The 24,584-nt window shown below is 59.3% G+C and carries 24 protein-coding genes; 12 read left to right on the top strand and 12 right to left on the bottom strand.

What is annotated here, in order from left to right; all coding sequences use genetic code 11:
* Positions 1-79: 79 nt before the first annotated feature.
* Genes WG934_RS00530 through WG934_RS00545 form a run of 4 tightly spaced genes read left to right on the top strand, consistent with a single transcriptional unit; the run spans position 80 to position 3,684 of the window.
* Positions 80-1,510 carry a PepSY-associated TM helix domain-containing protein gene (locus WG934_RS00530; RefSeq protein WP_339988243.1) on the top strand — a complete coding sequence of 477 codons (1,431 nt, stop codon included), beginning with the start codon at positions 80-82 and terminating at the stop codon, positions 1,508-1,510.
* Positions 1,511-1,568: 58 nt separating this feature from the next.
* Complete coding sequence (locus WG934_RS00535; RefSeq protein WP_339988244.1) at positions 1,569-2,369, top strand: ABC transporter ATP-binding protein; 801 nt, start codon at positions 1,569-1,571, stop codon at positions 2,367-2,369.
* Positions 2,366-3,100: an ABC transporter permease gene (locus tag WG934_RS00540; protein WP_339988245.1), complete on the top strand. Its 735-nt coding sequence runs from the start codon at positions 2,366-2,368 to the stop codon at positions 3,098-3,100. The genes WG934_RS00535 and WG934_RS00540 overlap by 4 nt, the downstream gene beginning before the upstream one ends.
* The gene (locus WG934_RS00545; protein WP_339988246.1) at positions 3,097-3,684 is read left to right on the top strand and encodes a TetR/AcrR family transcriptional regulator; all 588 of its coding nucleotides are present in this window, start codon (positions 3,097-3,099) and stop codon (positions 3,682-3,684) included. The genes WG934_RS00540 and WG934_RS00545 overlap by 4 nt, the downstream gene beginning before the upstream one ends.
* A gap of 28 nt (positions 3,685-3,712) precedes the next feature.
* Here WG934_RS00545 and WG934_RS00550 read toward each other — a convergent pair whose 3' ends face one another.
* The 4 genes from WG934_RS00550 to WG934_RS00565 form a co-directional block, all read right to left on the bottom strand.
* A complete protein-coding gene (locus tag WG934_RS00550; protein ID WP_339988247.1) occupies positions 3,713-4,933 on the bottom strand; it encodes an MFS transporter in 1,221 nt (406 codons plus the stop codon).
* Between the two features lie 63 nt (positions 4,934-4,996).
* Entirely contained in the window at positions 4,997-5,680 is a 684-nt protein-coding gene (locus tag WG934_RS00555) for a response regulator transcription factor (protein ID WP_339988248.1), read from the bottom strand.
* A gap of 13 nt (positions 5,681-5,693) precedes the next feature.
* Positions 5,694-6,950, bottom strand: a complete 1,257-nt coding sequence (locus tag WG934_RS00560) for a sensor histidine kinase (RefSeq protein WP_339988249.1) — start codon at positions 6,948-6,950, stop codon at positions 5,694-5,696.
* Positions 6,951-7,359: 409 nt separating this feature from the next.
* Positions 7,360-7,521, bottom strand: coding sequence for a hypothetical protein (locus WG934_RS00565; RefSeq protein ID WP_339988250.1), 162 nt, complete (start codon positions 7,519-7,521; stop codon positions 7,360-7,362).
* A 570-nt stretch (positions 7,522-8,091) separates the two neighbouring features.
* On the opposite strand from WG934_RS00565, the gene WG934_RS00570 reads away from it, so the two are divergent.
* Positions 8,092-8,427, top strand: a complete 336-nt coding sequence (locus tag WG934_RS00570; protein ID WP_339976504.1) for a YciI family protein — start codon at positions 8,092-8,094, stop codon at positions 8,425-8,427.
* Here WG934_RS00570 and WG934_RS00575 read toward each other — a convergent pair whose 3' ends face one another.
* A complete protein-coding gene (locus WG934_RS00575; protein ID WP_339988251.1) occupies positions 8,428-8,943 on the bottom strand; it encodes an excalibur calcium-binding domain-containing protein in 516 nt (171 codons plus the stop codon).
* Positions 8,944-9,094: 151 nt separating this feature from the next.
* On the opposite strand from WG934_RS00575, the gene WG934_RS00580 reads away from it, so the two are divergent.
* The gene (locus WG934_RS00580; RefSeq protein ID WP_339988252.1) at positions 9,095-9,769 is read left to right on the top strand and encodes a DedA family protein; all 675 of its coding nucleotides are present in this window, start codon (positions 9,095-9,097) and stop codon (positions 9,767-9,769) included.
* Here the strand turns inward: WG934_RS00580 and WG934_RS00585 are convergent.
* A complete protein-coding gene (locus tag WG934_RS00585; RefSeq protein WP_339988253.1) occupies positions 9,744-10,595 on the bottom strand; it encodes an SDR family NAD(P)-dependent oxidoreductase in 852 nt (283 codons plus the stop codon). The two genes, WG934_RS00580 and WG934_RS00585, sit on opposite strands and share 26 nt — an antisense overlap.
* Positions 10,596-10,603: 8 nt before the next feature.
* Complete coding sequence (locus tag WG934_RS00590) at positions 10,604-11,923, bottom strand: saccharopine dehydrogenase family protein (protein ID WP_339988254.1); 1,320 nt, start codon at positions 11,921-11,923, stop codon at positions 10,604-10,606.
* Positions 11,924-12,061: 138 nt separating this feature from the next.
* Here WG934_RS00590 and WG934_RS00595 point away from each other — a divergent pair, with 138 nt between their 5' ends.
* On the top strand, positions 12,062-13,279 hold the full coding sequence (locus WG934_RS00595) for an MFS transporter (RefSeq protein WP_339988255.1): 1,218 nt from the start codon (positions 12,062-12,064) through the stop codon (positions 13,277-13,279).
* Positions 13,280-13,317: 38 nt separating this feature from the next.
* Here WG934_RS00595 and WG934_RS00600 read toward each other — a convergent pair whose 3' ends face one another.
* Both WG934_RS00600 and WG934_RS00605 read right to left on the bottom strand, forming a co-directional pair.
* Positions 13,318-13,773 carry a Rieske (2Fe-2S) protein gene (locus WG934_RS00600; RefSeq protein ID WP_339988256.1) on the bottom strand — a complete coding sequence of 152 codons (456 nt, stop codon included), beginning with the start codon at positions 13,771-13,773 and terminating at the stop codon, positions 13,318-13,320.
* Between the two features lie 66 nt (positions 13,774-13,839).
* Entirely contained in the window at positions 13,840-14,646 is an 807-nt protein-coding gene (locus WG934_RS00605; protein WP_339988257.1) for a YggS family pyridoxal phosphate-dependent enzyme, read from the bottom strand.
* A gap of 44 nt (positions 14,647-14,690) precedes the next feature.
* On the opposite strand from WG934_RS00605, the gene WG934_RS00610 reads away from it, so the two are divergent.
* Positions 14,691-15,899: a glycosyltransferase family 87 protein gene (locus WG934_RS00610; RefSeq protein ID WP_339988258.1), complete on the top strand. Its 1,209-nt coding sequence runs from the start codon at positions 14,691-14,693 to the stop codon at positions 15,897-15,899.
* On the opposite strand, the gene hrpB is transcribed toward WG934_RS00610, so the two are convergent.
* Entirely contained in the window at positions 15,883-18,531 is a 2,649-nt protein-coding gene (gene hrpB, locus WG934_RS00615; RefSeq protein WP_339988259.1) for an ATP-dependent helicase HrpB, read from the bottom strand. The two genes, WG934_RS00610 and hrpB, sit on opposite strands and share 17 nt — an antisense overlap.
* 60 nt (positions 18,532-18,591) lie before the next feature.
* Here hrpB and WG934_RS00620 point away from each other — a divergent pair, with 60 nt between their 5' ends.
* Complete coding sequence (locus WG934_RS00620; RefSeq protein ID WP_339976524.1) at positions 18,592-19,485, top strand: cation diffusion facilitator family transporter; 894 nt, start codon at positions 18,592-18,594, stop codon at positions 19,483-19,485.
* Between the two features lie 89 nt (positions 19,486-19,574).
* Entirely contained in the window at positions 19,575-20,537 is a 963-nt protein-coding gene (locus tag WG934_RS00625; RefSeq protein WP_339976526.1) for an alpha/beta hydrolase family protein, read from the top strand.
* Here the strand turns inward: WG934_RS00625 and WG934_RS00630 are convergent.
* Positions 20,534-21,154, bottom strand: coding sequence for a DNA-3-methyladenine glycosylase I (locus WG934_RS00630; RefSeq protein WP_339988260.1), 621 nt, complete (start codon positions 21,152-21,154; stop codon positions 20,534-20,536). The two genes, WG934_RS00625 and WG934_RS00630, sit on opposite strands and share 4 nt — an antisense overlap.
* A 35-nt stretch (positions 21,155-21,189) precedes the next feature.
* Between WG934_RS00630 and WG934_RS00635 the strand changes: the two genes are divergently transcribed.
* Positions 21,190-21,714 (top strand): methylated-DNA--[protein]-cysteine S-methyltransferase, encoded by a 525-nt coding sequence (locus tag WG934_RS00635; protein ID WP_339976530.1) that lies wholly within the window; start codon positions 21,190-21,192, stop codon positions 21,712-21,714.
* A gap of 10 nt (positions 21,715-21,724) precedes the next feature.
* Positions 21,725-22,402 carry a nitroreductase family protein gene (locus WG934_RS00640; RefSeq protein ID WP_339976532.1) on the top strand — a complete coding sequence of 226 codons (678 nt, stop codon included), beginning with the start codon at positions 21,725-21,727 and terminating at the stop codon, positions 22,400-22,402.
* A 30-nt stretch (positions 22,403-22,432) separates the two neighbouring features.
* On the opposite strand, the gene WG934_RS00645 is transcribed toward WG934_RS00640, so the two are convergent.
* On the bottom strand, positions 22,433-24,472 hold the full coding sequence (locus WG934_RS00645) for an oxidoreductase (RefSeq protein WP_339988261.1): 2,040 nt from the start codon (positions 24,470-24,472) through the stop codon (positions 22,433-22,435).
* Positions 24,473-24,584: the final 112 nt, after the last annotated feature.

Genomic DNA, 24,584 nt, shown 5'->3' on the forward strand with positions numbered 1-24,584 from the left:
ACGCTGCAGGCGCTAAAAACTAAGCAAAAAATTACAATTACGTAGGAACTGTAAACGCGCTTCAGCCGACTACTATTCCATGACATCAATCACTTCTGAACCGGGTGGTCCAGGGTCACATACTGACTCTGCTCAGCCTTCGCAGCGAGCCTCTGACTCAGACGCTCAGTTGGGAACGCAGACCACAACCGGCGCACGACAGGGTGGCCCACGCGCTTTCTTGCACAGGCTCCACGTCGTAGCAGGAATCTTCATTGCTCCATTTCTCATCGTCGCGGCAATCACCGGCCTTGCCTACGCTGTCGCACCCACCTTGGAAAAGGTGGTCTATCACGACGAGCTCACGGCGACATCGCATGCGCCTGCGCAGTCCGTCGAAAAGCAGATCGAAGCAGCTCAAGCCGTACATCCAGATCTGAGCGTGCTGCAGGTACAACTATCGGAGGACCCAGAGCGGACGACGCGAGTGGCATTTGCGGATGACACATTGAAGTCGGAGAGTTACCGCCATGCGGTGTTTGTGGATCCCGGTGATCTGAGCATCAAGGGCGACCTGGTCGAATACGGTTCGTCGGGTGCGCTGCCGCTGCGGTCCTGGTTGTCGGAGGGGCATCGCCGCTTGTGGATGGGCGATCCTGGCCGCATCTACTCGGAGCTGGCTGCATCGTGGATGGGCGCGTTGGCGCTCGGCGGGCTGTGGCTATGGTGGGATCGCAGTCGCCGCCGCAAACAGCGAGAATCGGCGAAGCCGGCTTCGCCTCGTATGAAGCAGATGGCCAAGCATGCGACGCTCGGTACGTGGTTGACCGTTGGCCTCCTATTCCTGACGGCGACCGGTCTGACCTGGTCGATGGTTGCGGGCGAGAACATCTCAACATTGCGAGAGCAGATGAGCTGGACCGCTCCGAAAGCAAACACTGAGCTTGCCGACGCCACCACCAGCGCAGCACCGCTGTATGAAGCAGATTCCGTCGCAGAGGTAGCACGCGCCCAGGGGCTTGCAGGCCCAATGAATGTGTACCTGCCTGAAGAGCCGGGTGCTGCATGGCTGGTGAAGGAAGCCCGCACGGAATGGCGAACGGACATGAATGCGGTGTCTGTTGATGGTGCCACCGGCAGAGTCGTTGACTACGTTCCGTTTTCCGATTGGTCTCTTCCTGCCAAGCTCGCTGAGTGGGGCATCAACGCCCACATGGGCATTCTTTTCGGCATTGTGAACCAGTTGGTGCTAGTTGTGCTGGCAGTCGGCATCATTCTCATTGCAATCCGCGGCTATGTCATGTGGTTCCTGCGTGGCAAGCGCGATTCGCTCAAGCCAGGTCGCCTACCTGGGCCTACGCGCTGGCGCGATGTGAAGCCAACCGTGCTGATTATCCTGTTCGTCGCGATTGCTGCGTATGCCGTTGTTGCACCACTGTTTGGCATTTCGCTTGTTGCATTTGTCGTAGTGGATCTGCTCATTCGAGCAATGAAGTCACGTCAGGCCACGTCGCAGCAGGCCACTAGCTAAGCCCCTCCTGTCCATCTTCCACCTTGCGCTCAACGTCTGTTGAGCGCATACTTGTATCATGACCCCTTCAACAAGTGTTGAACCGCTTCACGACGGCATCGTCGCCACAGGTCTGACTGTGGCGAGGGGGAGTCGTCGTAAAGCAAAGGAAGTCCTCCACCAACTAGATTTCACTATCGCGCCGGGCAAGATTACGGGTCTCATCGGCCCATCCGGTTGCGGTAAAACCACGTTGATGCGCACGATCGTCGGCGTTCAGGAGTTTGCGGGCGAGCTAACCGTCCTTGGCGAAACTGCGGGGAGCGCGAATCTTCGCGGTCGGATTGGATATGTGACGCAGGCACCGGCGGTGTACACGGATCTGACTGTGCGTCAGAATCTTGAGTACTTTTCGGCGCTGATGGGTGCTGACCGTAAGGGCGCCGATCGCACAGGCGCCACGCGCAGTGCCACAACGACTCACGCTGAACTGCTCGACAAAGCCGGATTGGCTAACCTTGCGGATCGTCGCATCGATGACCTCTCCGGCGGTCAGAAGGGCAGGGCCTCCCTGGTGTGCGCTCTCGTCGGCGACCCCGAACTGCTTGTCCTGGATGAACCAACGGTCGGCCTCGACCCAGTTACGCGCCTCGACCTTTGGGACTACTTCCGCGAACTCGCCACGGAGGGACGCACTCTGGTGGTGTCCAGTCACGTGATGGATGAAGCTGCCCGTTGCGATGAAGTCCTCCTCATGCGCCGTGGCAACCTGCTGGCGCAGACCACTCCGCAGTCACTGTTAGAGCACGCGGGCACCGACTCTCTCGATGATGCTTTCCTTACGCTTATCCGTCGTCAAGAACAGCAGGAGCAACGATGAACCTGTCGCTTTCCCTCCACACCGCGAAGCGCGTATTTCTGCAGTTGCGCGCGGATCGTCGCACGATGGCGCTGATCCTTGGCGTGCCGACAATGCTTCTCGTCCTTCTCTACTTCGTCTATGACAACAACTCGATGCTGTTCAACCGTGTCGCCGTGATGATGCTCGGGGTGCTGCCGTTGATGCTGATGTTCATCATCACGTCGGTGACCATGCAGCGCGAACGCGCCGGCGGCACACTGGAGCGACTGTGGACTACCCGACTACACCGAGCGGACCTGCTCACTGGCTACGCCATCGCTTTCGGGTTCATGGCCGTGCTGCAGTCGGTGGTGCTAGTGCTCGTCATGGATCTATTCCTCGGCGTCGAGACCGCCTCCACGTCGTGGATCTTTCTGCTCCTGGCCGCCGTGACTGGCGTGACCGGTGTGGCGCTCGGGCTGCTCGGCTCGGCCTTCGCCCGCACCGAATTTCAAGCAGTCCAGCTCATGCCGGTGGTGATCGGCCCACAAATCTTCCTGTGCGGACTGCTCGCCCCACGCGAACAATTGCCAGATGTACTGCGGTGGTTCTCGAATGTTCTACCGTTGTCATATGCCGTTGATGCTGCCAATGGCTTTTCATTGGAGGGAATCACGTCGAGTTCGCTTGGCGACGTCGCGATCGTCGCCATCTTCGCCCTAGCGTTCCTCGCCGTTGCTTCCGCTACTATGCCCAGGACAACTCGATGACTACTTCACCCGAATCTCTGCCAGGCAAGGACTCCCTGCCAGGTCGTGAGCGCATTCTTGACGCTGCGCGAAAGCTCTTCGCCGAGCGTGGCTTCGACAAGACGACGATGCGAGCAATCGCCGAAGCCGCCAACGTGGATGTTGCGTTGATTCCTCATCACTTCGGCAATAAGCGTGGCATCTATATGGTCGCAACGCGCATGCCAATCAACCCGGCTGTGGTTGCGCACGAGGTCAATCAGGTGCCACTCGACCAGTTGGGTACAGCAATTGTGGGACGTCTCGTGGAGCTGTGGCGAACGCCGGCGGGCATGAGCACGCTGGCAAGCTTCCGCTCGATGTTCGATGAAGGCCCGAATGACTTCTTTAAGGTCATCGACGCGGTGGTCTGGAAGCCAGTGCGCACAAGGCTTCGCGACGCCGGATACGACGATGCCGACGAACGCGTGGATCTTGCAATTTCTGCGATCGTCGGCTTGGCGCTTGGCCGTGAAATTCTGAAGTTCCCGACGTTGTCGACGATGGCTGCGGACGACGTCGTGAAGCGAGTTGGGCCGGTTGTGCAGACCTATCTGACGGCGTAGCGCCCCGCCCAGCTTAATTCGGCACGGCCTAGTGCACTGCTTTCGCTGCGGCACGGGCAACTGGAACCATCGAGACAACACAGACGACGGCTCCGAAAAGTAGGCAGGTAATCATGCCAACAATCGGTGCTACCAGTGACAGCACGAATGGCACGAAGAAGCCGATGTAGGTCAGGGCGTAGAACACGCCAATGAGCGCGCCGAGGTCGTCCTTGCCCGCCAGGATTTCGACTTCGCTGAGGCCGGCGACCATCATCACGCCGTACGACGCACCCAACAGCATCGCGGTTAGAAACGCGAGCGGAATCCACTGCAGATAGACAGTGGCGGCACCGCTCAACATGCCAAGGCATGCCGCACCGAGGCCCAGCAACGACAGTGGCATCCATTGTGGCGTGGTGCGTTCCAGGAACTTCGCGGCGGCTGGCTGAATTGCCACGCCTGTGCCAAGTGCAACGACCGCGATTGCGCCGATGAAAACAATTGGTCGGGAAACCTCGACCTGCGTCGGCATGGTGGCAAACGCTACCGATACCGTGCCGAATACCCATGGCGCCCATGCTGCAACAGCCCACAAGAACTTTGAGGTAAACGCCACGCGAGGGACGAGACGGCGCTTCACGACGGCTCCGTCGTCACGCACCACCTCACGAGGTTGCGTTTCCGGAGTCCGCCACATCCATGGCAGAACTAAAGCGACGAGGGTGAGGTGAACAACGTAGGGCAGGACATGCTCCCACGGTAGGAATTCGGCTACGAGGCCTGCGATGAATGGGCCACCACCGAAGCCGGCGGATACGGAGATGGTGGCGCGTCGAGGTCCCGCGACAGGGCGATGAACGGACAGCTGTTTGATCCACGCCGCACCGGACGCCATGGCCATGCCAACGGCGAAGCCAGCGACGAAGCGGCCGAAGAAGAGAATCATCTCAGATCCGGTGACGCCCATCATGAGGATGAGCGACCCGAGCGCCGACATGAGAATCGCTGGTCGCAGAATCGCGCGACGCCCATAGCGATCCGACAGCGGACCGCACACTAAAAGAGCCGGTACAAGGCCTGCAGCGTACACGCCGTACATAAGAGTGACCGAGGAGTTACTCATGTTGTCGTACTGGCGATAGACCTGGAGCATAGGAGCGAAGAGGTTGGCACCGAACCCGATCACGAACATGGTGAACCCGACGCGGAGCCAGGTGTGGGGGCCGATGTGCCCGGCGCGCTCGTCAATTTTTGTGTTAGCCGTCACAAAAGGCGAGTCTAGCTAGTTATTTGTCGTTAATTAACGGTTTTAGTGGAAAGGCTTCCACCGTTAATTCGCGCCTTCGCTGCGCAAGTAGGTAACCACTGCTGCTACACGACGATCCGTGTGCGGGTCCAATGGCAATTTCGAGAAGATCCCGCCAACATGTTTCCGAACTGTTGCTTCAGAGACGAACAGTTTTTCCGCGATCGCGCCGTTGGTCAGTCCTTCGGCCATCAGCGCGAGGACTTCCTTTTCGCGTTCGGTGAGTTCGGCCAGCGGACCATGCGACGCTCCGAGCAGTGCGCGCACGACTTCCGGGTCAATGACCGTCTGGCCACTGGCGACTTGCGCTACCGCATCCAGGAAGTGCTGCACGTGCGCGACGCGATCTTTCAGCAAGTAGCCCAAGTGAGTGCCGTCATGAGCCACGAGGTCATCCAAGTACGCCACCGATACGTATTGGCTGAGGACGATGATCGGCAGACCTGGGTGCGACTTGCGAATCGTCGCAGCCGCGCGCAGCCCTTCGTCAGTATTCGTCGGCGGCATGCGCACGTCGGTGATGACCAGGTCTGGGTTGGTGGCTTTCACTGCGTCGACAAGCGCGACACCATCGCCGACTGCTGCCACAACGTCGTGTCCACCGTGTGTCAGCACAGCTTCGACTCCGGCACGCAGCAGCGGCGAATCCTCTGCTAGTACGATGCGTAGACCGTTACCAGAGTGGGGATTCGCCGCTGGGGTTGTCATTGTTCAGTTCCTTCTACTGCACGAGCGGGCATACCAGCGTCAGAGTCGTTGGTCCGCCTGCTGGTGACTTCACCTCCACTGTGCCATCGATAGCTGCTGCGCGCTGCTTCAATCCTTCGATTCCGTGGCCGGTCAACTCGGTTGCGCCACCGTTGCCGTTATCGGTGATCGTGAGGGTGAAGATGCCGTTGTTCAGCTCGCCGGTTACTTCAGCCTGCGTGGCACCGGAATGCTTGACGACGTTCGACAGAGCCTCACTCGTCACAAAGAACGCGGTTTCCTCGACGTGCTTGCCAAGCCGAGTGGCGGGGATATTGACCTTCACTGGGATGGGTGAGTTCGCGGTGATATCGGCGACTGCTGCAGCGAGGCCACGCTCCGATAGCGCCTGGGGCTGAATATTGCGGATCACATTGCGCAAGTTGACCAGAATCTCGTCGATTTCCTTTTGCGTCGTGTTCGCTAGCTCCTTCGTTTCATCGTTGTTGGCTGTCGCTTCTGCCAGGCCCAGTTGCATGGAGAGGGCGACGAGGCGGTGTTGGGTGCCGTCGTGAAGCGCGCGTTCGATGCGGGTGCGTTCGGCGGTGGCGGCGTCGAGAAGTCCCGAGCGGGTGTGGGTGAGACGTTGCACCTCGGTCGTGAGCTGAGCTTCGGTGGGCTGGAGCAGGGTATCTGCCAGTTCACCGAGTGCGTATGCCCACAGACCTGCGATATACAGGCCGATTGGGATGGATAGTGCGAATAGTATCCAACTGAGCGGTGCATCCATCTGCCACAGGATGGTGCCGTCTTCGTTAGGAATGCCAGCTGTGAAGAGCAGCTGCAGTGCTGGCAGGCCGAACACAAAGATCGGCGATAGCGGGCCGAGGATGAACAACACCAACGCGATGTGCAGGTATTGGCGTAGCGACGGCGGTGTGCCCGTATCGATCATCTTCTGCAGATGCACATCGAGGCGGTCAGCAGCTGGAGGGTTGATGAGGCGTAATCGGCGAATATCCCAACGCAGGACCATTGGCCACAGCTCCTGGCGAATGGTCTTGGAGATGCTGAGCAGCAACAACACGACGATCACCGTGCTGTTGATGACCATGGACACCAAAGTGCCGATCAGGGTGTAGAAAATGCCGACCCATGGCCACTTCGAGAACAGGTACGTCGGGGAGGCAAGTGCTTCGCCGATGTTCGCGGGCTTGTTGTGGTTGCGGGTTGGGCTGGCTGGGGTGGTTGGGTTGGGTGCGGTTGCGGCTGGGCTGGTTGGCGTGGTCATGTCTGACACCACTTTCAAGGACGGAATGCCGGTGGGTTTCGTTTGCGAGGGGAGGCTGCTGGCTGGCTGCCTATCTCTCGCTAACTTCATTCCACCTTGTGCCACCTGCGAATACAGTGGCTGTTAAGACCGATTCTAGGTAGCGTGCGCGCTACCGTGTGGAAAGTGTTTGGGCGCACCGAGCCAGCATTTTGCGCATAACGAATCGCTCGTGAAACTGGGGGAGAACTCGTTCTGCAGGTAAGGCTCCGAGGGGTGCGGATGAATTGCGATTGAAAGAAAACTCTAGAAAACGCAATGAGTTCGTCCGCGGTGGGGAACAGCACACATGAGCCAGGAAACATCGCGAACCGATCTTTGAACTCTGCAAACCCGCTGACGTCCCAGGATCCCCGTTATATGTCCTGAATTAAGAGTCTTGTTCGCGCGGGAACCCAGTGAGTTCCTTCCAAGTGGCGATTCCAAGTTCGTAGATGAGGGCGGTCGAAAGCATTACCCATAGCCAAGTTGGTGCACCACGGTAAGCCATGTATCCGCCGATGATGGTGAAGAAGATGATGCGGTCGATCATTGGAGTACTCCTCTCGAGTAGACAGTTTGGACGAGGTTGACTCCATCTGTGAAGCAGTTGTCAATTTCACATTCTAGTAAGGCTTGGGCTATCAGTTTTGTAGATGCGGCTCACGCGAGGAAAACCAGCTGTACTGTCCTGCAACTTACGTTAAGCGTTGAACGTCCCCGCCTGAGCGGGGAAAACGGCGCTGGCTCCGGGGAAGCAACCGGCGCTGGCGGAACATCCCCGCCTGAGCGGGGGAAAACCCGATGAGGGTGTAGCTCGGGCAGCGCTGAGAAGGAACATCTCCGCTCAGGCGGGGAGAGCGCACCAAAAGTTAACAACCGTAATTCTAGCCGTTGGGGAAGCACGCAGCTGAGGAAAGGTATCGCACCGGCTGCTCGCACCTCGTAGGAAACTCTCTGAATTCCCTATCACGGGAGTACAGTTCAATGCTAAGTTTTAGGCAGGAAAGTCATGCCGTGCCTCACATCGATTGTTCCTAGGCGCACACCTGGAGCGATTGATGTTTGGTCTGCATTGGTCCACGGCGAGTTCATGCACCGTACTACCTAAGGGAGCTATCGCATGCAGTTCATCCTCACCGTTTTCGGTCGACGCGACATCAACCCCTACGACACTGACGAAGACATGCATGCCGCGTTTGCGCGGGTCGGTCAGTTCAACCAGATGTTGCAGGATGAAGGCCACTGGGTTGTTGCTGGCGGAATGGCATCACCGGACGATGCGAAGACTATCGGCCCAGATGGCTGGATTGTCGACGGACCGTACCTCAACGCCGATACCTTCCCAAGCGGGTTTTGGATCATCGAAGCTAAAGATGAAGATGAAGCCATCGATCTCACCCGCCAAGCCGCTGCAGCCTGCGCCAACCACGTTGAACTCCGCGCTGTAGCAGGCTAATTACTCACACGCGACACCGTCACCGTCATTATCAAGAGCCGGGTGAAACCCCGGCTCTCCCTCTTTCAGCGGCGCCTTTCCAGCCTCGCGCACCTCATCGCAGTTGGCATACATTTCCCCGTCAGGCGTGAGCCGCCCACCCGCGACGTCGGCAGGTGCAGGAACCAACGCAACCCCAGCAGCAGCCAAAGCGATGCACACGGGTGCAACAACCACCCAGCGACGATTAACTGGCTCGACCTCAGTGTCGTGATCCAGCCCCTCTAGAATCAGCCGATCCTGCACTGGATCGAGCAACTGGCGATACGCAGCCTGATCCTCGCGCATCTTCGCCATCATCTTCTGGTTGTACGCATCCTTCTTCTCGCAATGCCGCCACCACAGCGCTGGTGCTGCGCATGCGACCGCCACCAGCAAGTACGCCAGAAATACCTGCCACGTGCCAATGTTGAACACCGCAGTAAACAAGCACAACGACGCAAAGACGATGCCAGCCCAGTACAAGAACTTCTTCATAGCCCTAACGCTAGACGACGACGCGGATTAGGCACCAAGCAAAATCTCAGAAAACTCAACTACGTTGGAGGAATCAACTCTGGGAACACCACTCTCAGACAAGCGCCAGGCCCTCACGTTCAACACCGCCAACCACCAGGAGCAGCACTATATGCAGCAGATCGTCGACTGGATTGTGTCTCTCATGGAGACGCTGGGGCCTCCCGGCGTTGGCATTGCCATTCTCGTAGAGACCATCTTTCCGCCGATCCCCAGCGAAGCCGTCCTCCCCATGGCCGGTTTCACTGCGTCACTTGGCGAGTTCAGTGCACTCTCCGCCCTGATCTGGGCAACCTCCGCGTCACTTCTTGGCGCACTATTGCTGTACTACCTGGGCCACAAAGTGGGATTCCATCGCCTCCGCGCATTCGGCGAGAAGATTCCACTCGTCCGAGGCACCGACGTGGACAAAGCCATGCACTTCTTCGACAAATACGGCGAGGCATCCATCTTCCTCGGCCGCGTTATCCCCGGCGTGCGCAGCCTTATCTCCATTCCAGCGGGAATTCAAGGCATGGGTCTGCTGCGCTTTTCCTTCTATACGACGCTCGGCAGCGCAATCTGGAACGCCGTCCTGATCTACTTCGGCGTGTATCTGGGTTCGCAATGGCACAAGGTCACTGAAGTCATCGACGAATACTCGACCTGGGCATACGTAGCTCTGGCTCTTTTTGTCGTGGTACTCATCGGATTGGGGATTTACCGCAACGTACGGGAACGTCGTCAAGCAGACAGCTCAAACAGCGAGCAATCCGACACCACTACAACCCATGAACCTTCCGCATAAGCGCAAGAGTCGCCTGCGTCGGTAGTAGTCGCGTCAGCGGGACGACGACCTGCGCCTTTGAGCCACGCGCCACCAATGGGACGGGGCGGTCAGCCAGGATTTCGGCGAGCACAGTCTCCGCAATTTCGGAAGCGGGGATACCCGTGGCTTCGTTGCCGTCGAGATTGCGCAGCATCGTCTGCACATCCGCAGTGTACGGAGAATCGGCAGCGCCACCGTACTTCGTGCGCCGCTGGGACAAGCCCGTATTAATACTGCCCGGCTCCATCACGGTGACACCGATGCCGAACTTTGCGACTTCGCCTCGCAACGCCAACGCGAAACCACGGATCGCTGCCTTCGACGCGACATACGACGACCGATGGGGAAGCGGCAACCCACCCAACATCGAACCAATGACAACAATGCGCCCGCGCCCGGCCTCGCGCATCGACGGCAATGCCCGTTGCAGCAGCTCAACCTGACCGAGCACATTAACCTGGAACAGACGTTCTAGAGCATCACGAGGCAACTCCTCGAAAGGCCCCGACTGGCTTTCGCCGGCATTAGCGACGATGACGTCAAGGGGGCCGTCGTGAAGTAGCTCCTCCATGACGGTGGCAATTCCTTGTGGGCCATCCGATGCGCCCATGTCGAGCGCCACCATGTCAATGCCGTCGGGATGAGGCGCAGCCGCGCCTTTGCGGGAAGTACCGATGACGTGGAAACCGGCATCGCGAAGTGCTTCCGCACAGGCCCAGCCAATGCCACTAGACGCGCCGGTGACCAGCGCGCGCCCGCGAGGAACCGCAGGAAGTGCCGGGCCATGAGTGAAACGACTGCGCATGACGCTCCTTACCTCATCTTCTTCGCCGAGAACTTCATTCCGCCAGCTTGCAGACGCTCCAAATATGGTTCGCCAAGTCCCGTCGCCGGAGTCAGCACACCGGTGCGCTTCGGCAAACGATCCCGATCGCACACCAGCGCGAGCGCAGCATTGGAAATCATCATTGCAGTGCCGTCATAACCCGGATCCTGCTCCAGTTCGACCTCGCACTTCCAGGTTTCTTGGGTGTCACCGTCGAGGCGTACGTTCGAGTACAACTCGTAGGTGAAACGGCCCTTGGCGCGCTGCTCGGCGGAAGGACCTTCGCCAGGCTTCGGCAGCTTCGCGTCAACGAACTTCGCCAACTGAGGTGTAGCCATCGCGAACTTCATCGCCGACATTCCGTACTTCAAGCGCTGGGCTTTCAACCACGACTTCGGGCCGTCGCCAACACTCATGACCTCACGGTAGCGGAAGCCCGAACCGTATTCATGGGCTGCTGACGAGGTGGTTTCGTCGGCAAGTAGGGAAGCAGTACGACGCACGATGCGGGTGTTGTGCGGCCCCATGAAGAACGGGCCGAGCCAACCATGAATGGACGGATGCACATCCTTGCCCCGAACCACTGCATTATCCGGCTGATTCGAACCGCCTGGACCCGAACCGAAAGAACTGAGCGCATCCGGGTTCGCCGCGATCTTCGCCAATTCAGGATCGGCCTTGGTCTGCGCGACCTGCGTACGGAAAGAATCAATCGTGCCACCCGACATCCCGCCGCGAAGATGCTTCACGATGAGCGTCGTATCCCACAACTCCACCTTTTCATGCCCCTGGCGGATCAGCTCCGTGAACAGGAAATTCACCGCAAAGTCCGAAGGCACGGAGTCGAATCCGCAGGAGTGAATGATACGCGCGCCACTCTGCTTTGCGACGTCGTGGTACTTCTCCACCGACTCATAGGCAAACAGAACCTCACCCGTGAGATCGACATAGTCAGTACCCGCTTCAGCACATGCCTTCACCAGCTCGCGACCGTACTGCGCGTAAGGGCCAACGAGCGTGAGGACAACATTCGTGGACTCCGCAAGCGCCTTCATTTCGGTTGGGCTTGCGGCGTCGGCGACGACGAGTGGCCAGTCCTTAACTCGCGGATGGCGAGAGGAGATATCGTCACGCAGAGACCGCAGCTTCTCCTGACGACGTCCCGCAAGCGCAACCCGCACATCAGCTGGAGCGTGCTCCGCGAGGTACTCAGTGATGAGAGTTCCGACGAAGCCCGTTGCACCAAAAACAACGATGTCGTGGGAGCGTCCGTGATTTCGAGTGCTGCTGCTGGATTGAGATGTCATGCATACAAAACTAGTGAATGTGTTGCACTGGTGCGTCGCTTTGTCCAAAGAGCAAGGTGGAGCTGCCGTTTGGGTTTCGCAGGAGGCCTAAGGTGGTAAGCAATACGTCGTTGTGGAGATAAGGAGGCGCGGTGGCCGGTGGCATCGTCGCAAAGTGAAGGCCTGATTCCAGGTCAACAGGGGTTCAAACAGGCGCTCATCGCCGTGTTGCTGGCGGGTCTCGCGTCCTTTCAGGCTCTGTATGCAACCCAGGCGCTGCTGCCAGTTTTCACCACTGACCTGCAAATTGACCCTGCGACTGCCGCGCTGACGGTTTCTGCGACGACGGGTGGTCTGGCGTGCGCGATTATTCCGCTGTCGGTTTTGTCAGAGAAGTTCGGCCGACGGAATGTGCTGCGGATCAGTGCACTGGTGGCCACAGTTCTGGGTTTGGCAGTATCGTTCGCGCCGGGCATCGGGGCGTTGATTGCGATTCGCCTGCTGCAGGGTATTGCGCTGGCCGGGGTGCCTGCGGTGGCCATGGCCTATCTGTCGGAAGAGATTCACCCCGACTACGTGCCTCGATTCATGGGGCTCTACATTTCAGGCAACACCATCGGTGGCCTGATGGGCCGTATTATCCCGTCGGCCATTCTCGAGTTTGCTGATTGGCGAGTGGCATCGCTAATTTCTGCGAGCGTTGCTTTCGTGTTTGCCGTCGCCACGTGGTTCTTGCTGCCGAAGCAGCGTCGCTTTGTGCCGAAGTCACTGTCGTTAGGTGGCGAGGCAGCTGCCATTGGGCGCCACCTTCGTGATCCCCGAATCCTCTCCCTCTGCGTCCTATCGTTCCTGTTCATGGGCTCGTTTGTGTCGCTCTACAATTATCTGGGCTTCCGACTGGGCGATCGCTTTGGCCTGTCGCCGGCGCTCGCGGGCTTCGTTTTCGTTCTGTACCTCTCAGGCACGTGGAGTTCGGCTCGCGCAGGTGTCTGGGTGAAGACGTACAGTCGTCGCAAGCTCATTTCTATCGCCACGGTCACCGCCTGCATTGGACTTAGCTTGACGACGACCCCCTGGATCCCCATCGTCATCGCAGGTGCCTTGGTGTTTACGGCGTCATTCTTTGTGGCGCATTCGCTGGCATCGTCTGCGGTGGGGTTGGTGGCGAGACGAGATCGCGCCGAAGCCTCATCGCTGTATTTGGCTAGCTACTATGTGGGATCATCGCTGGTCGGCTGGGTGTCGGGCCATATTTTTGGCGCGTGGGGCTGGGGTGCCTTGATTCCGTGGCTCGCGGCGCTGTCATTTATGGCAGGCGCGACTGCCGTGGTGGGGCTGGGGGTTGGCCGTGGTGGGGCAAGTTCGCGTGGCGCGTGATCGCCTGCGTCCTGCCTGCACTTTCGCCCCACCAGTACCTAAGCCTCGCCGACGAGCAAGTCCTGACCCTCGTTGCCCAACTTCGCCGCCCCAGCAGGGTGGCGCGACGGGCCCGAAACGACAGCACCCGTCTCGATGTCGAACTTCGAGTTGTGCTCAGGGCAGATCATGACCCCGTCGACCACCTTGTCGATCTTTCCGCCCTGGTGAGGGCAGTAATTCGACCATGCCTTAAACACGCCTTCCTTAGGCTGAGTCACCACATAGTCGCCGACGACGACTCCGCCACCAACCGGAATATCGGCCGCCGCGACTCGCTGCTGCTCCGTCTTCGACGCACATGCCGCGAGCAACGCGCCCGCTGCCGTCGCTGCTGTGCCCAGCAAGAATCGACGGCGGCTGCATGCGCCGAGCTTGGACGCTGCATTCTCTGCCGCAGCATTCTCTGGTGACAATCCACACGTTTCAGGAGTGTTCATACCCGCAGTATTCATACCCTCTAGGGTAGTCCGTTCGGCGAGCGAAAGTCGCGCCCCTACGTCCTGCCCCTGGGCAACGCCCTACACAGCCGGAGGTCGCGCCCCGAAAATTGCCTGACCCACCCGCACGGTCGTCGCGCCTTCCGCAATCGCGAGTTCATAGTCACCAGACATTCCCATCGACAGCTCATCCAATGTGACACCGTCAGGACACTTTGCGACGAGTTCGTCGCGAAGCACCCGCACCTTTTCAAAGCACCGGCGCACGGACGCTTCGCCGGCGGGGGTGCCGTCGGATTTCATGGCCATGGTCATGAAGCCACGGAGGCGCAGGTTGGGGTAGTCGCCGGCAGGGCCAAACTGTTCGACGAATCCCTCCACAGCATCAAGTGCCACGCCTGCCTTTTGCGGTTCCTCGGACGAGTTCACCTGAATCAACACGTCGAGGCTGCGTTCCGCTGCCGCCAACCGTCGCTGCAACGCAGCCGCGACCTTTGGCCGGTCGAGTGCTTGAAACTCGCTGGCGAACTCCACGAGTTGGCCGGCCTTGTTGGTCTGCAACGGGCCGATCACCACCCACTGGGGTTGGTGCCCGGTGGCAGCCGTCGCAAAATGCTCGGCAAAGTGCGCGGCCTTCGCCGCTGCCTCCTGGACTCGGTTCTCCGCGAGCCACAGGCACTCGTCCCGACCCGCCGACTCAGAGCGAGCCTGCAACGCCTCCCAATCCGCGACCAATGCCTCAGCGGGGACGGTCTTGCTGACTGGCAGAAGACGCACCTCCTCGGGCGAGCGTCCTGCAGCGCGCGCGGCATCGTCGATGTGGGAACGGACTACCTCGTATCGGTCGACCACGTCATGAGCAGCAAGTGAAGCAGGCATATCGGTCATGTCTTAAAGGTTAGCGTGCCGGTAATTGCGGTAAGTTCAGGTCTATGCTGATGGATCGTCTGAACTCACTGTCGGAATCCCAGCGTCGCGGAATAACGGTGTTCTTCTCCATTGTTTCGGCGGCGGTCGTGGTCATTTTGATGGTGCGTGCCGCAACCTACTACATGATGGACGTCGAAGTCTTCCAGGATGCTGGCTGGGCTTTACGACGTGGCCAGGACCTGTACTCTGAACACTTCCCAACGCGGTCGGGTTATCGCTTTATCTACCCACCGTTTGCTGCGTTGCTGTTTTATCCGTTGACATGGGCCGGGCCGACCACACTGCAAATCATCTGGACAGGTGCGACTATCGCCGCCGTGTGGGCGATGCTGTGGATGGTAGCGACACGGCTGAAGTTGGCGAAACCAACCATCGTGGCAACGGCGCTGCTGGGTCTGGCAATGCTGACCAACCCGCTGTGGGCCAACGTCAATTTCGGTCAGATCAATGTGTTCTTGGCGTTGCTTATCGTGTCGGACGTGCTGGGCTTCTTACCGAAGCAGCTCCGTGGCCTGGGTATTGGTATCGCAGCGGGTATCAAGATCACCCCGGCGGCCTATGCACTAATCTTCCTAGTTCGAAAGGACTACCGCGCAGTGTTGCTGAGCGCAATGTGGTTCTTTGTCACCGCGATTATTGGCTTCCTCCTGCGCTTCGACGAATCCATCTACTACTGGACCGACGAGTTCTTCTCCGGCGACCGGGGCGGTGCCCCAACGTATGAAGCCAACCAGGCAATGTCGGGACTGCTTGCCCGTGCGGGCATTACAGATCCAACGCTCAATATGCTGACGATGGGTTTCTTCCTTCTTGGCGCCATTGCTGCTGCCTACTGCGCGTGGGTGCTGGAACGCCGTGGCCAGTCGGTCGCAGCCTTAGCCATGGTCGCTTTGGCGGCAAGCTTCGCCGGCCCATACGCAGTGAGCCACCACTGGTCCATCACCATCGTGTTCCTGCCAATGCTGCTCGTACTGCGGAAGCCATGGCAGCTGATGATCGGCGCACTGTTCTTCATTGCGCAGTGGTGGGCACCGTACAACGTGTTCATTGGCAACCTAGACGGACTGGCTACCAATCCATTCGAATGGGCGTATGGCGGCATGCAGGGAATCATGGGATTCGTGGTCATGGTGGCGTTTGTGTACTACGCGATGACTCGTCGTAAAGCACAAGCCGTGACCACGAAGGACACCGTTACATCCGACGCTTAGTGTGCCGTGTGGCTTGGAAAGTCCACGGATTTTCAGGCCACGGATGTTTCGGATAACGACCACGCATTTCGGAGCGGACGTGAGCGTAAGCGCCGTTCCAGAAGCTTGCGAGATCCTGCGTCACAGCCAGCGGACGACCCGCAGGCGACAATAAATGCATAAGAACCGGAACGCGCCCACCAGCAATGGTGGGCGTTTCGCTTAGGCCGAAACACTCCTGAAGTTTGACCGCGAGGATCGGTGGTGCGGACTCGTCGCTGGTGAGAATGCCACTGTAATCAACCTTGATTCGCGAGCCGGATGGCACCTCGAGGCGCTCGGGGGCGAGCTCATCGAGGTGGGAGGCTTCCGGCCAGGGGAGTATGCCTTGCAGCGAGGTCACCGTGATCGCGCCGGGCGTGGGGGAATCGAGATCGCTGCCAAGTACAGTGGCTGCAGTTTCTGGGGTGGCAAGTCCTGCATCGGTCACATCGGGCCACGGATCGCCAATTTCACGATGCAGCAGTGCAAGGCGAGCACGCAATGCCGTGGCTTCGGCGGACCAGCTCAGGGCATTGATATGTGACGAATCGCTCGCTAACCAGGCGAGAAGCGCCGAGCGACATTGTTCGGGCGTCGGCCGAGCTGGGTGCGCAGCGAGTTCAATCGCGCCAAGACGTTCACGGGTGCGAGCCGTGACTTTGACAGGGGAGCGGTCGGAAACCTGTATGTCGGTGTCCTTCATCGCCATCGACTGTGCTGCGAAGTGGGCAATATCAGCGCTAATGGGCGCAGCTGAGCGAATGACTGCGCCTGCCCGGCCTGCGGCATTGCCACCAGCACGTGACACGTCGGCAACAGCAAGCCACTCGTGGGACTGCAGACCAGCCGATTGCGGTGGCACCGATGCAGCAGTCCCTGACGTGAACAGGTACTCGGTGCCATGTGCACCTCGTCTGCGGGCAATGCGATCCGGCCAGGCCAACGCCGTCACCGTGCCAAGAATGTCAGTAAAGCCTGCCAACGTCGGTGCATTGGGATCAGGTTGGGCGGGCACGTCCTTGATCAGACGCAGCAACCGGTCGGCGTGGGCTCGATCAGCACCGCGATCGCCAGCACCCTGCCCGCCGGCACGGGTCAGGTCGCCGCGTGGGGGATCGTCGACAAGTGCAACGGCTTCTGCAACTTGGCTGCGCTGCGATGGCTCCACTAGCGACGCGGTCAGCAGCAACGCGCGCCCGAGCCGAGGATCGAGCGGAAGCGTCGACAACTGTCGGCCGAACTCGGTGATCTGCCCGCTGGCTCCCGCCTCGCTGGCCTCCACCGCACCAAGCGCCACCAGAGTCTGATTCGCAGCGTCCGCATGATGAACAGGCGGCGCATCTACCAGCCGCAATCCCGCACCGCCGGGCGTTCCCCACGCAGCCAAATCCAGCATGGCCGACGTTAAATCCGAGACCTCAATCTCCGGCGCTGGCCACTCCGGCGCAGCTTGCCACTGCGACTCCGACACACACCGCACCGCAATGCCAGGCCCAAGTCGCGCCGCGCGACCTGCCCTTTGCTCGCCCGAAGATTTCGCACTTGACGACGTCACCAGCCCCGACATGCCCCTCGCCAGATCCAGGCGTGGACCCCTGGACAAGCAGGCGTCCACAACGGCGCGAACTCCGGGGACGGTGAGTGATGACTCGGCAATGGCCGTCGAGACGATAATCCGCTGAGTGCGTTGTTGATGGCTGCGATGCTGAGCCGGACCCGCGCCCTGGCCAGCTGAGCCACGAATGACACGATCTTGCTCCCGCGCTCCCAATTGCCCATGGAGAGTGAAGACCTCTAAGGAAACGTCGTCAAGCCCCGCCCGCACCGCAGTTGCAACGTGCTCGACCTCACGGACACCAGGGACGAAGACGAGCACGTCACCCTGGTTCGGCGCATCATGTGCAGTGTCGATCGCGACGCGCGCCACGTGATCGAGGAACTCCCGAGTCACTCCGCGAGCATCCAAGCGTGGCGACGGCGCCGGCCGATACCGAATATCCAGCTCATGCAGCACTGCGTCCGCTGCCACGATGGGAGCGGGACGGTGAGCGCCAGCGGAGTCATCGCCCAGCAGGTCTGCAAACCTGGGTGCATCGACTGTCGCCGACATTGCCAGCAAGTGCAGGTCGGGACGAAGCTCCCGTAGATCACGCGCCATTGCCAACAACAGATCCGAATCGAGGTTGCGCTCATGCACCTCATCGAGCACCAGCGCAGCCGTATTCTCCAGATCGCCGTCGCGAAGCAGTCGCCGAATCACCACGCCTGGCGTCGCGAACTCCACCCGTGTGCGCCGACTCACCCGTCGATCGCCGCGCACGGTGTAACCCACCAGATCGCCCAGCTGCGTGCCACTCAATTCCGCTAACCGACGTGCCGCAGCACGCACCGCCACCCTTCGCGGAGCCGTGACGACGACTCGACCTGCCTCAGCAACGCCATCGGACGCAGCAACGACACTCGCCACGATCGGCGGAACAAGTGTCGTCTTACCCGTGCCCGGAGGTGCCTGGATGACCGCAAGGCCACCGTCGGTGACGGCAGCGGTGACTTCGTCGGCAACTGTCAGGAAAGGAAGGGACGAACCGATGGTGGGGACGTCGAAAAGCATGAGTTCAGTGTGCCAGGTGCTCGCCGGGCGCTTGTGAATGTGCAGCGTATATTCACAGGTATGCAGGATTTGTCTCGGTATGGATGGCTCTCGGTAATTGCTGCAGTAGCGACCATCGCACTGAAAGTCGGCGGTTGGTTTGTCACCGGTTCTGTCGGTTTGTTGTCGGATGCAGCGGAATCCTTGGTCAATCTTGTGGCAGCGATTGTCGCGGTGATCGTGCTGAAGGTGATTGCGCAACCGGCTGACAAAGACCATGAGTTCGGGCATTCGAAGGCGGAGTATTTCTCAGCTGGCATTGAAGGCGCGATGATTTTCGTCGCAGCCGTATTCATTATCTATTCCTCGGTGGATCGACTTTTGCACCCCCAGCCCATCGAACAGATCGGGCTTGGTTTGGCACTGACTGTGTTGGCATCGGCAATTAACGGTGCGGTGGCGTTGGTCTTGCTTCGCGCAGGTAAGCAGCACGGTTCGTTGACGTTGACTGCCGACGGCAAGCATTTGATGACGGACGTGTGGACCTCGGTTGGCGTGCTCGTTGGCGTGGCGTTGGTATTCCTGACCAAGTGGTGGTGGCTTGACCCGGTGATCGCCCTCGTGGTCGCCGTGAACATCTTGTGGACCGGCCGTGAGCTGATGCTCGAAGCCGGTGGTGGATTGATGGATAAGGCGATGACTGGCGAGGACCGGGACGACGTGGACCGGATCTTGCAATCACACTGCGATCCCGTCAAGCGCATTGATGTGCACGAAATTCGCACCCGAGTTTCTGGCCGTCAGCACTTCATTGAGTTCCATGTTTTAGTGCCGGGCAAATGGTCGGTGGAACACGGCCACGACATCCTGACGGCGATGGAAGATGACTTGAAAGATCGCTTTCCGGGCGTTCACATTGCCTCTCACTTGGAACCGATCGAAGATGAGCGGGCATATAACGACGTAAAGCTGTAGGTAGCAATTCCTGCAATTCCAAGAAACTGTGTCTGGGGTCACATAAGTTATAGGTGTAGCAGTGAAACGTCACCTTGAAGGAAACCGTCATGATTTCCAAGAACAACACCAGGTTCTCAGCCAATAGCCCGCAGTTGCCAGAGCCACGCGAGCGCCAAGATGTCATCATTCCCGCGAAGGATGGCCTCCTTCTTCGTGGCACGATGTTTCGACCACAGACCAATCCGGCCGATGTCCGGGGTGTGGTTACGGTTCATGGTGGCACCGGCGTCCCCGAAGGTTTTTACCACCGCTTTGCGCAGGCCATGGCAGAAAAGCGCTTTGCTGTCGTGTGCTACGACTACCGCGGTTGTGGCCGTTCGGGCATGAAGATGGACGAACGCAGCGACTTCTACCGCATGTCGGACTGGATTACTCGGGATGTACCAGGTGTTATCGAATGGGCGCGAGATGCATTCGAGGGTTTGCCGCACCTAGCTGTTGGCCATGCTGTGGGTGGCCACGGCATTCTCTATGCCGGCGGCGAAGGCACGTACGATGCAACCGCACTGATCAACTGCCGTGGCATGCGGATGAAGAAGGTGCCATCACTAGCAGGCAAGATTCGCGCATTCACGCTGTTTAACATCGTGGGGCCCATCTCCGCGAAGTTGACCGGTCATATCCCGGCGTCGGCGTGGAAGCTGACCCAGGAACCGCCGATTGGTGTTATGCGCCAGTGGGCAAAGTGGGCTCGCCACAATGATTACTTCTTTGGCGATGACGAGTTCGACTTCGAAACCCGCTTCTCCAAGGTCTCGCAGCCAGTGCTGTCGATCCGCGTTCCAGACGACTACTGGACCGAAGAATCATCCGCCGATCTGATCACGGATCGCCTTACCGCGGCAACCGTCGAAAAGCGTCAAGCTCGACCAGCTCGCGGTGAGGGCGTCGGCTACGGCGGCTACTTCCGTAAGGGCCACGACAAGGAGTGGGCTGAGCTTGTGGAGTGGTTCGACCAGAAGATTGGCGCCCGGGTCGTGGGACAGGCCGAAGTTGAGCCACCGCGCTAATCCCACAGCCCCGAACACCCGCGTCGCCATTCGCCCACGAGATGGATATCGACCATCCCGACTGCCGACATCAGCGCGTAGCACGTAGTTGGGCCCACGAATGAGAACCCGTGGCGCTTCAGCTCCTTCGCCATTGCCACCGATTCCGGTGACGTCGTCGGCAGTTCTGCCAACGTGCGCGGCGCAGGTGTCTCATCTGGTTTGAACGACCACAACAGGTCCGACAGTCCCGGACCTTCTTCGCGGAGTTGCAAGACGGCCCGTGCGTTTCGAATTGTCGCCTCGATCTTTCGTCGATTCCGCACAATATCCGCATTACCCAGTAGCTTTACGACGTCCCCCTCATCCATCTCCGCCACCACATCCGGATCGAAATCGTGAAAAGCAGCGCGAAATGCCGGACGCTTCTGCAGGATCGTTGCCCATGACAAACCGGACTGAAAGGCCTCCAAACTGAGGCGCTCGAATAGACCCTGCTCGGTGTAAATGGGTATGCCCCATTCGGTGTCATAGTAGTCACGGAGAAGCTGGTTTGCAGCAGCCCAGGGTGGTCGGGCGAGCCCATCATCGCCGATGACTAAGTCCGCTACTGAGTCCCGCGAATCTGCTGCGTTCATAGGTGCGAGCTTAGTCGCGTCGGTACTCTCGGAACATGGCAACAATTGCGATGGATTCACCGTTTGGCACCCTCGGGATCGCGGCATCGAGCCGTGGGGTGGTGGAAGTTGATTTGGGGGGAGTCGTCGCAAAGCATGGGCCTGAGGAGGACCCGGCGGCGCGCGAGATCCTCGATCAGGCCGTACAGCAATTCTCGGAGTATTTCGCGGGCGAGCGCAAGGAAATCGAGGTACCTATCGACCCCGATGTCGAGGAGATGTTGGCCGGTGACTCATTCCGGGCGCGGGCGCTGACTGCGCTTCGACAGATTCCGTATGGTGAGGTCGTGTCGTATGGAGAGCTCGCCGAGCGCGCCGGTTCACCACGAGCGGCGCGAGCTGCTGGGACGGCGTGTGCGACGAATCCGCTGGCCATCATTGTCCCATGCCACAGGGTTGTCCCTGCTAGTGGTGGCATTGGTAGCTATGGCGGTGGCGAGGATATGAAGCGTGAATTGTTGGCCCTGGAGGGTTCGCTCGCGGAGCTGTGGCGACCACAGGGGCAGCCAGAAACCAGTTAGGGTTAGATCCATGACTGATTCTGCTTTGAACACTCCGCTTTACGACGACGACTTCCGCCAAGCATTTTCTTCAATGGTGCGCTCGCGACGCGCGACTCGTGCTTACCAGGAAGGGCCGCTGCCTGAGGAAGACGTCAAGGAGTTTCTGGAGTTGGTCCTGGAAGCGCCAAGCGCGTTCAACCTGCAGGATCGATCCATTGTGGTGATTCAGGATGAGGCCGTACGTGCCGAAGTTCTTGCAGCTGCCAATAACCAGAAGCAGGTCGCTACGGCACCACTGTTGCTCGCATTTATCGCAGAGCCTTCCGGCTGGAAGAAGACGTTGCCACAGCTCGCCGAGCAGAATGTTACGTCCGGATACTGGACTGCCGATGTCGCGGAAAGCCGCAGCACCACTATTTCTGGTTTCCAGTCGGCGCGTGAAGAAGCCGGTCTGGCACGTGAGTTCGCAATCCGCAATGCAATGATCGCTGCCTCGTTTGCCATGCTTACCGCTCCTGCATTCGGCTGGTCCTCGTCGCCTATGACCGGCTTCAATGAGGCAGCACTGAAGAAGGCTATCGGTGCCGAGAACACCGATACCGTTGTCGCATTGCTGCTGGCAGTGGGTGTGCCAGCCGAGGAGCCACGCCACCCAGGCCGCTTCCCAGCTGACGGGCGCGTGTACCTCGACCGCTACGAAGGTTAAGAGCGCTGCCCCGAGGGGCAGCGCGCTAGCTTAAACCACCAGCGCGACCTCGACTGCCTGGCGAATTGCTCGCTTGGCATCGAGTTCCGCTGCCACATCGGCACCACCGATGACAGAGACGCGCTGGTCGCCCGCATAGTTGCCGAGTGCGTCTAGGTTCGATTCCTGGCCTGTACAGACGATTATGTTGTCCACGGCAATCGTGACGTCCTGTCGTCCCCCGTCTTCACCCGCGATGGTGATGTGCAGGCCGTCGTCGTCGATACGCTCGTAGGTGACACCGGTGTACTGCTTGACGCCGGCCTTCTTGAGCTCCGCGCGGTGTACCCAACCAGTCGTCTTTCCCAACCCCTTGCCGATTCGCGACTGCTTGCGCTGCAAAAGATGTACTTCGCGTAGCGGTGGTTCATCGACTGGCTCCGTGATGCCACCACGTTGCTTGGCAGGATCGGCTACGCCCCACGACTCCTTCCACTTGTCGACGCTCTGATTCAGTTCCCTTGTCAAGAACTCGGATACATCCACGCCAATGCCACCGGCGCCAATGACCGCAACCTTTGCTCCAGCGGTTCGGCGGCCGGAAAGGAGCTCGTCGTAAGGAATAACCGACGTATGATCAATGCCCGCAATATCTGGGATACGAGGTGTGACACCAGTCGCGAGAATGACATGATCGAATCCCTCGTTCAATAGCTGTTCAACACTCATGCGCTGGCCACAGTGGACGGGCACGCCGAGCACCTCTAAGCGACGCTCGAAATAGGTCAAAGTGTTCGAGTATTCTTCCTTGCCTGGAATCTTCGCCGCAAGCAGAAATTGGCCACCAATCTGATCAGCAGCTTCGAAGACCTGTACTGCGTGACCGCGTTCGGCTGCAGCTTCGGCAGCAGCAAGTCCCGCAACACCGGCGCCCACGACGGCGATGCGCTTGGCCTCGTCGGGAGAAACCGGAGTCGACACCAGTTCCGTTTCATGAGCAGCAAATGGGTTGACCAGGCACGTCGAGGTCTTATTCGCGAACGTGTGGTCCAAGCAGGCTTGGTTGCAGGCGATACAGGTGTTGATCTCGTCAGCGCGACCAGACGCTGCTTTCGCAACGAAATCCGGATCGGCGAGGAAAGGACGTGCCATCGAAATCAGATCTGCATTACCCTCTGCGAGGATCTGCTCAGCAGTATGCGGGTTGTTAATGCGGTTTGATGCGGTGACTGGAACGTCGACACGCTCTTTCAAACGACCAGTCAGATCCGCGAACGCAGCCCGTGGCACCGATGTCACGATCGTTGGAATCCGTGCCTCATGCCATCCAATTCCGGTGTTGAAAACGTCGACACCAGCGTCGACAAGGCGCTGCGCCAGCTCCACTGTTTCGTCCCACGTCTGACTCTTGTCGACGAGGTCAAGCAAGGAAATTCGATACTGGAGGAGGAAATCGTCGCCGACTTCCTCGCGGATCTGGCGGACGACTTCAAGGGGGAGTCGCATCCGAGCCTCGGCACTGCCACCCCAATGGTCGTTGCGGTGATTAGTGCGCTCAGCGAGGAACTGATTGAGCAGGTAACCCTCCGAGCCCATGATCTCGATGCCGTCGTAGCCTGCGTGCTTGGCCAGCTTAGCTGCGCGAACATACGCCTTGATAGTGCGCTTCACATCGAAGCCGGACATGCGACGTGCCTTGAAGGGGCTAATCGGGGACTGGCTTGTATCCGCCGAACGGGCAAGCGGGCTGTAGCTATACCGGCCAGCGTGAAGAACTTGAAGCAGGATATGGCTGCCGTGGGAATGCACCGTGTCGGTGACTTGCTTGTGGCGGTCGGCAACACGCTTGGATGCCATCATGGAACCGTTCGGCGTGAGCCACCCTTCGATATTGGGAGCGTAGCCACCAGTGACAATCATGCTGACATCGCCTTCGGCGCGACGGCCAAGGTAGGTGGCCAACTTTGGGATGTCGCTCAACCGGTCTTCAAGACCCGAATGCATTGAACCCATGATGACGCGATTCTTCAGCGTCAGATGACCTATTGACAGGGGCGAGAGCAGGTGAGGAAACTCAGTCGTTGCTGACATAGTCATAAGTATTGCGCTTAGGAAAGCACCTGTCTGCTGAATGAGCGTACTGCCCCGAAAAAGTGTGATGCTGGCTACTGTAGAAGTCAGAAGCAGGCCAAAAACCGACACA

Source organism: Corynebacterium sp. H78 (assembly GCF_037572275.1).
In the GTDB taxonomy this organism is placed as follows: Bacteria; Actinomycetota; Actinomycetes; order Mycobacteriales; family Mycobacteriaceae; genus Corynebacterium.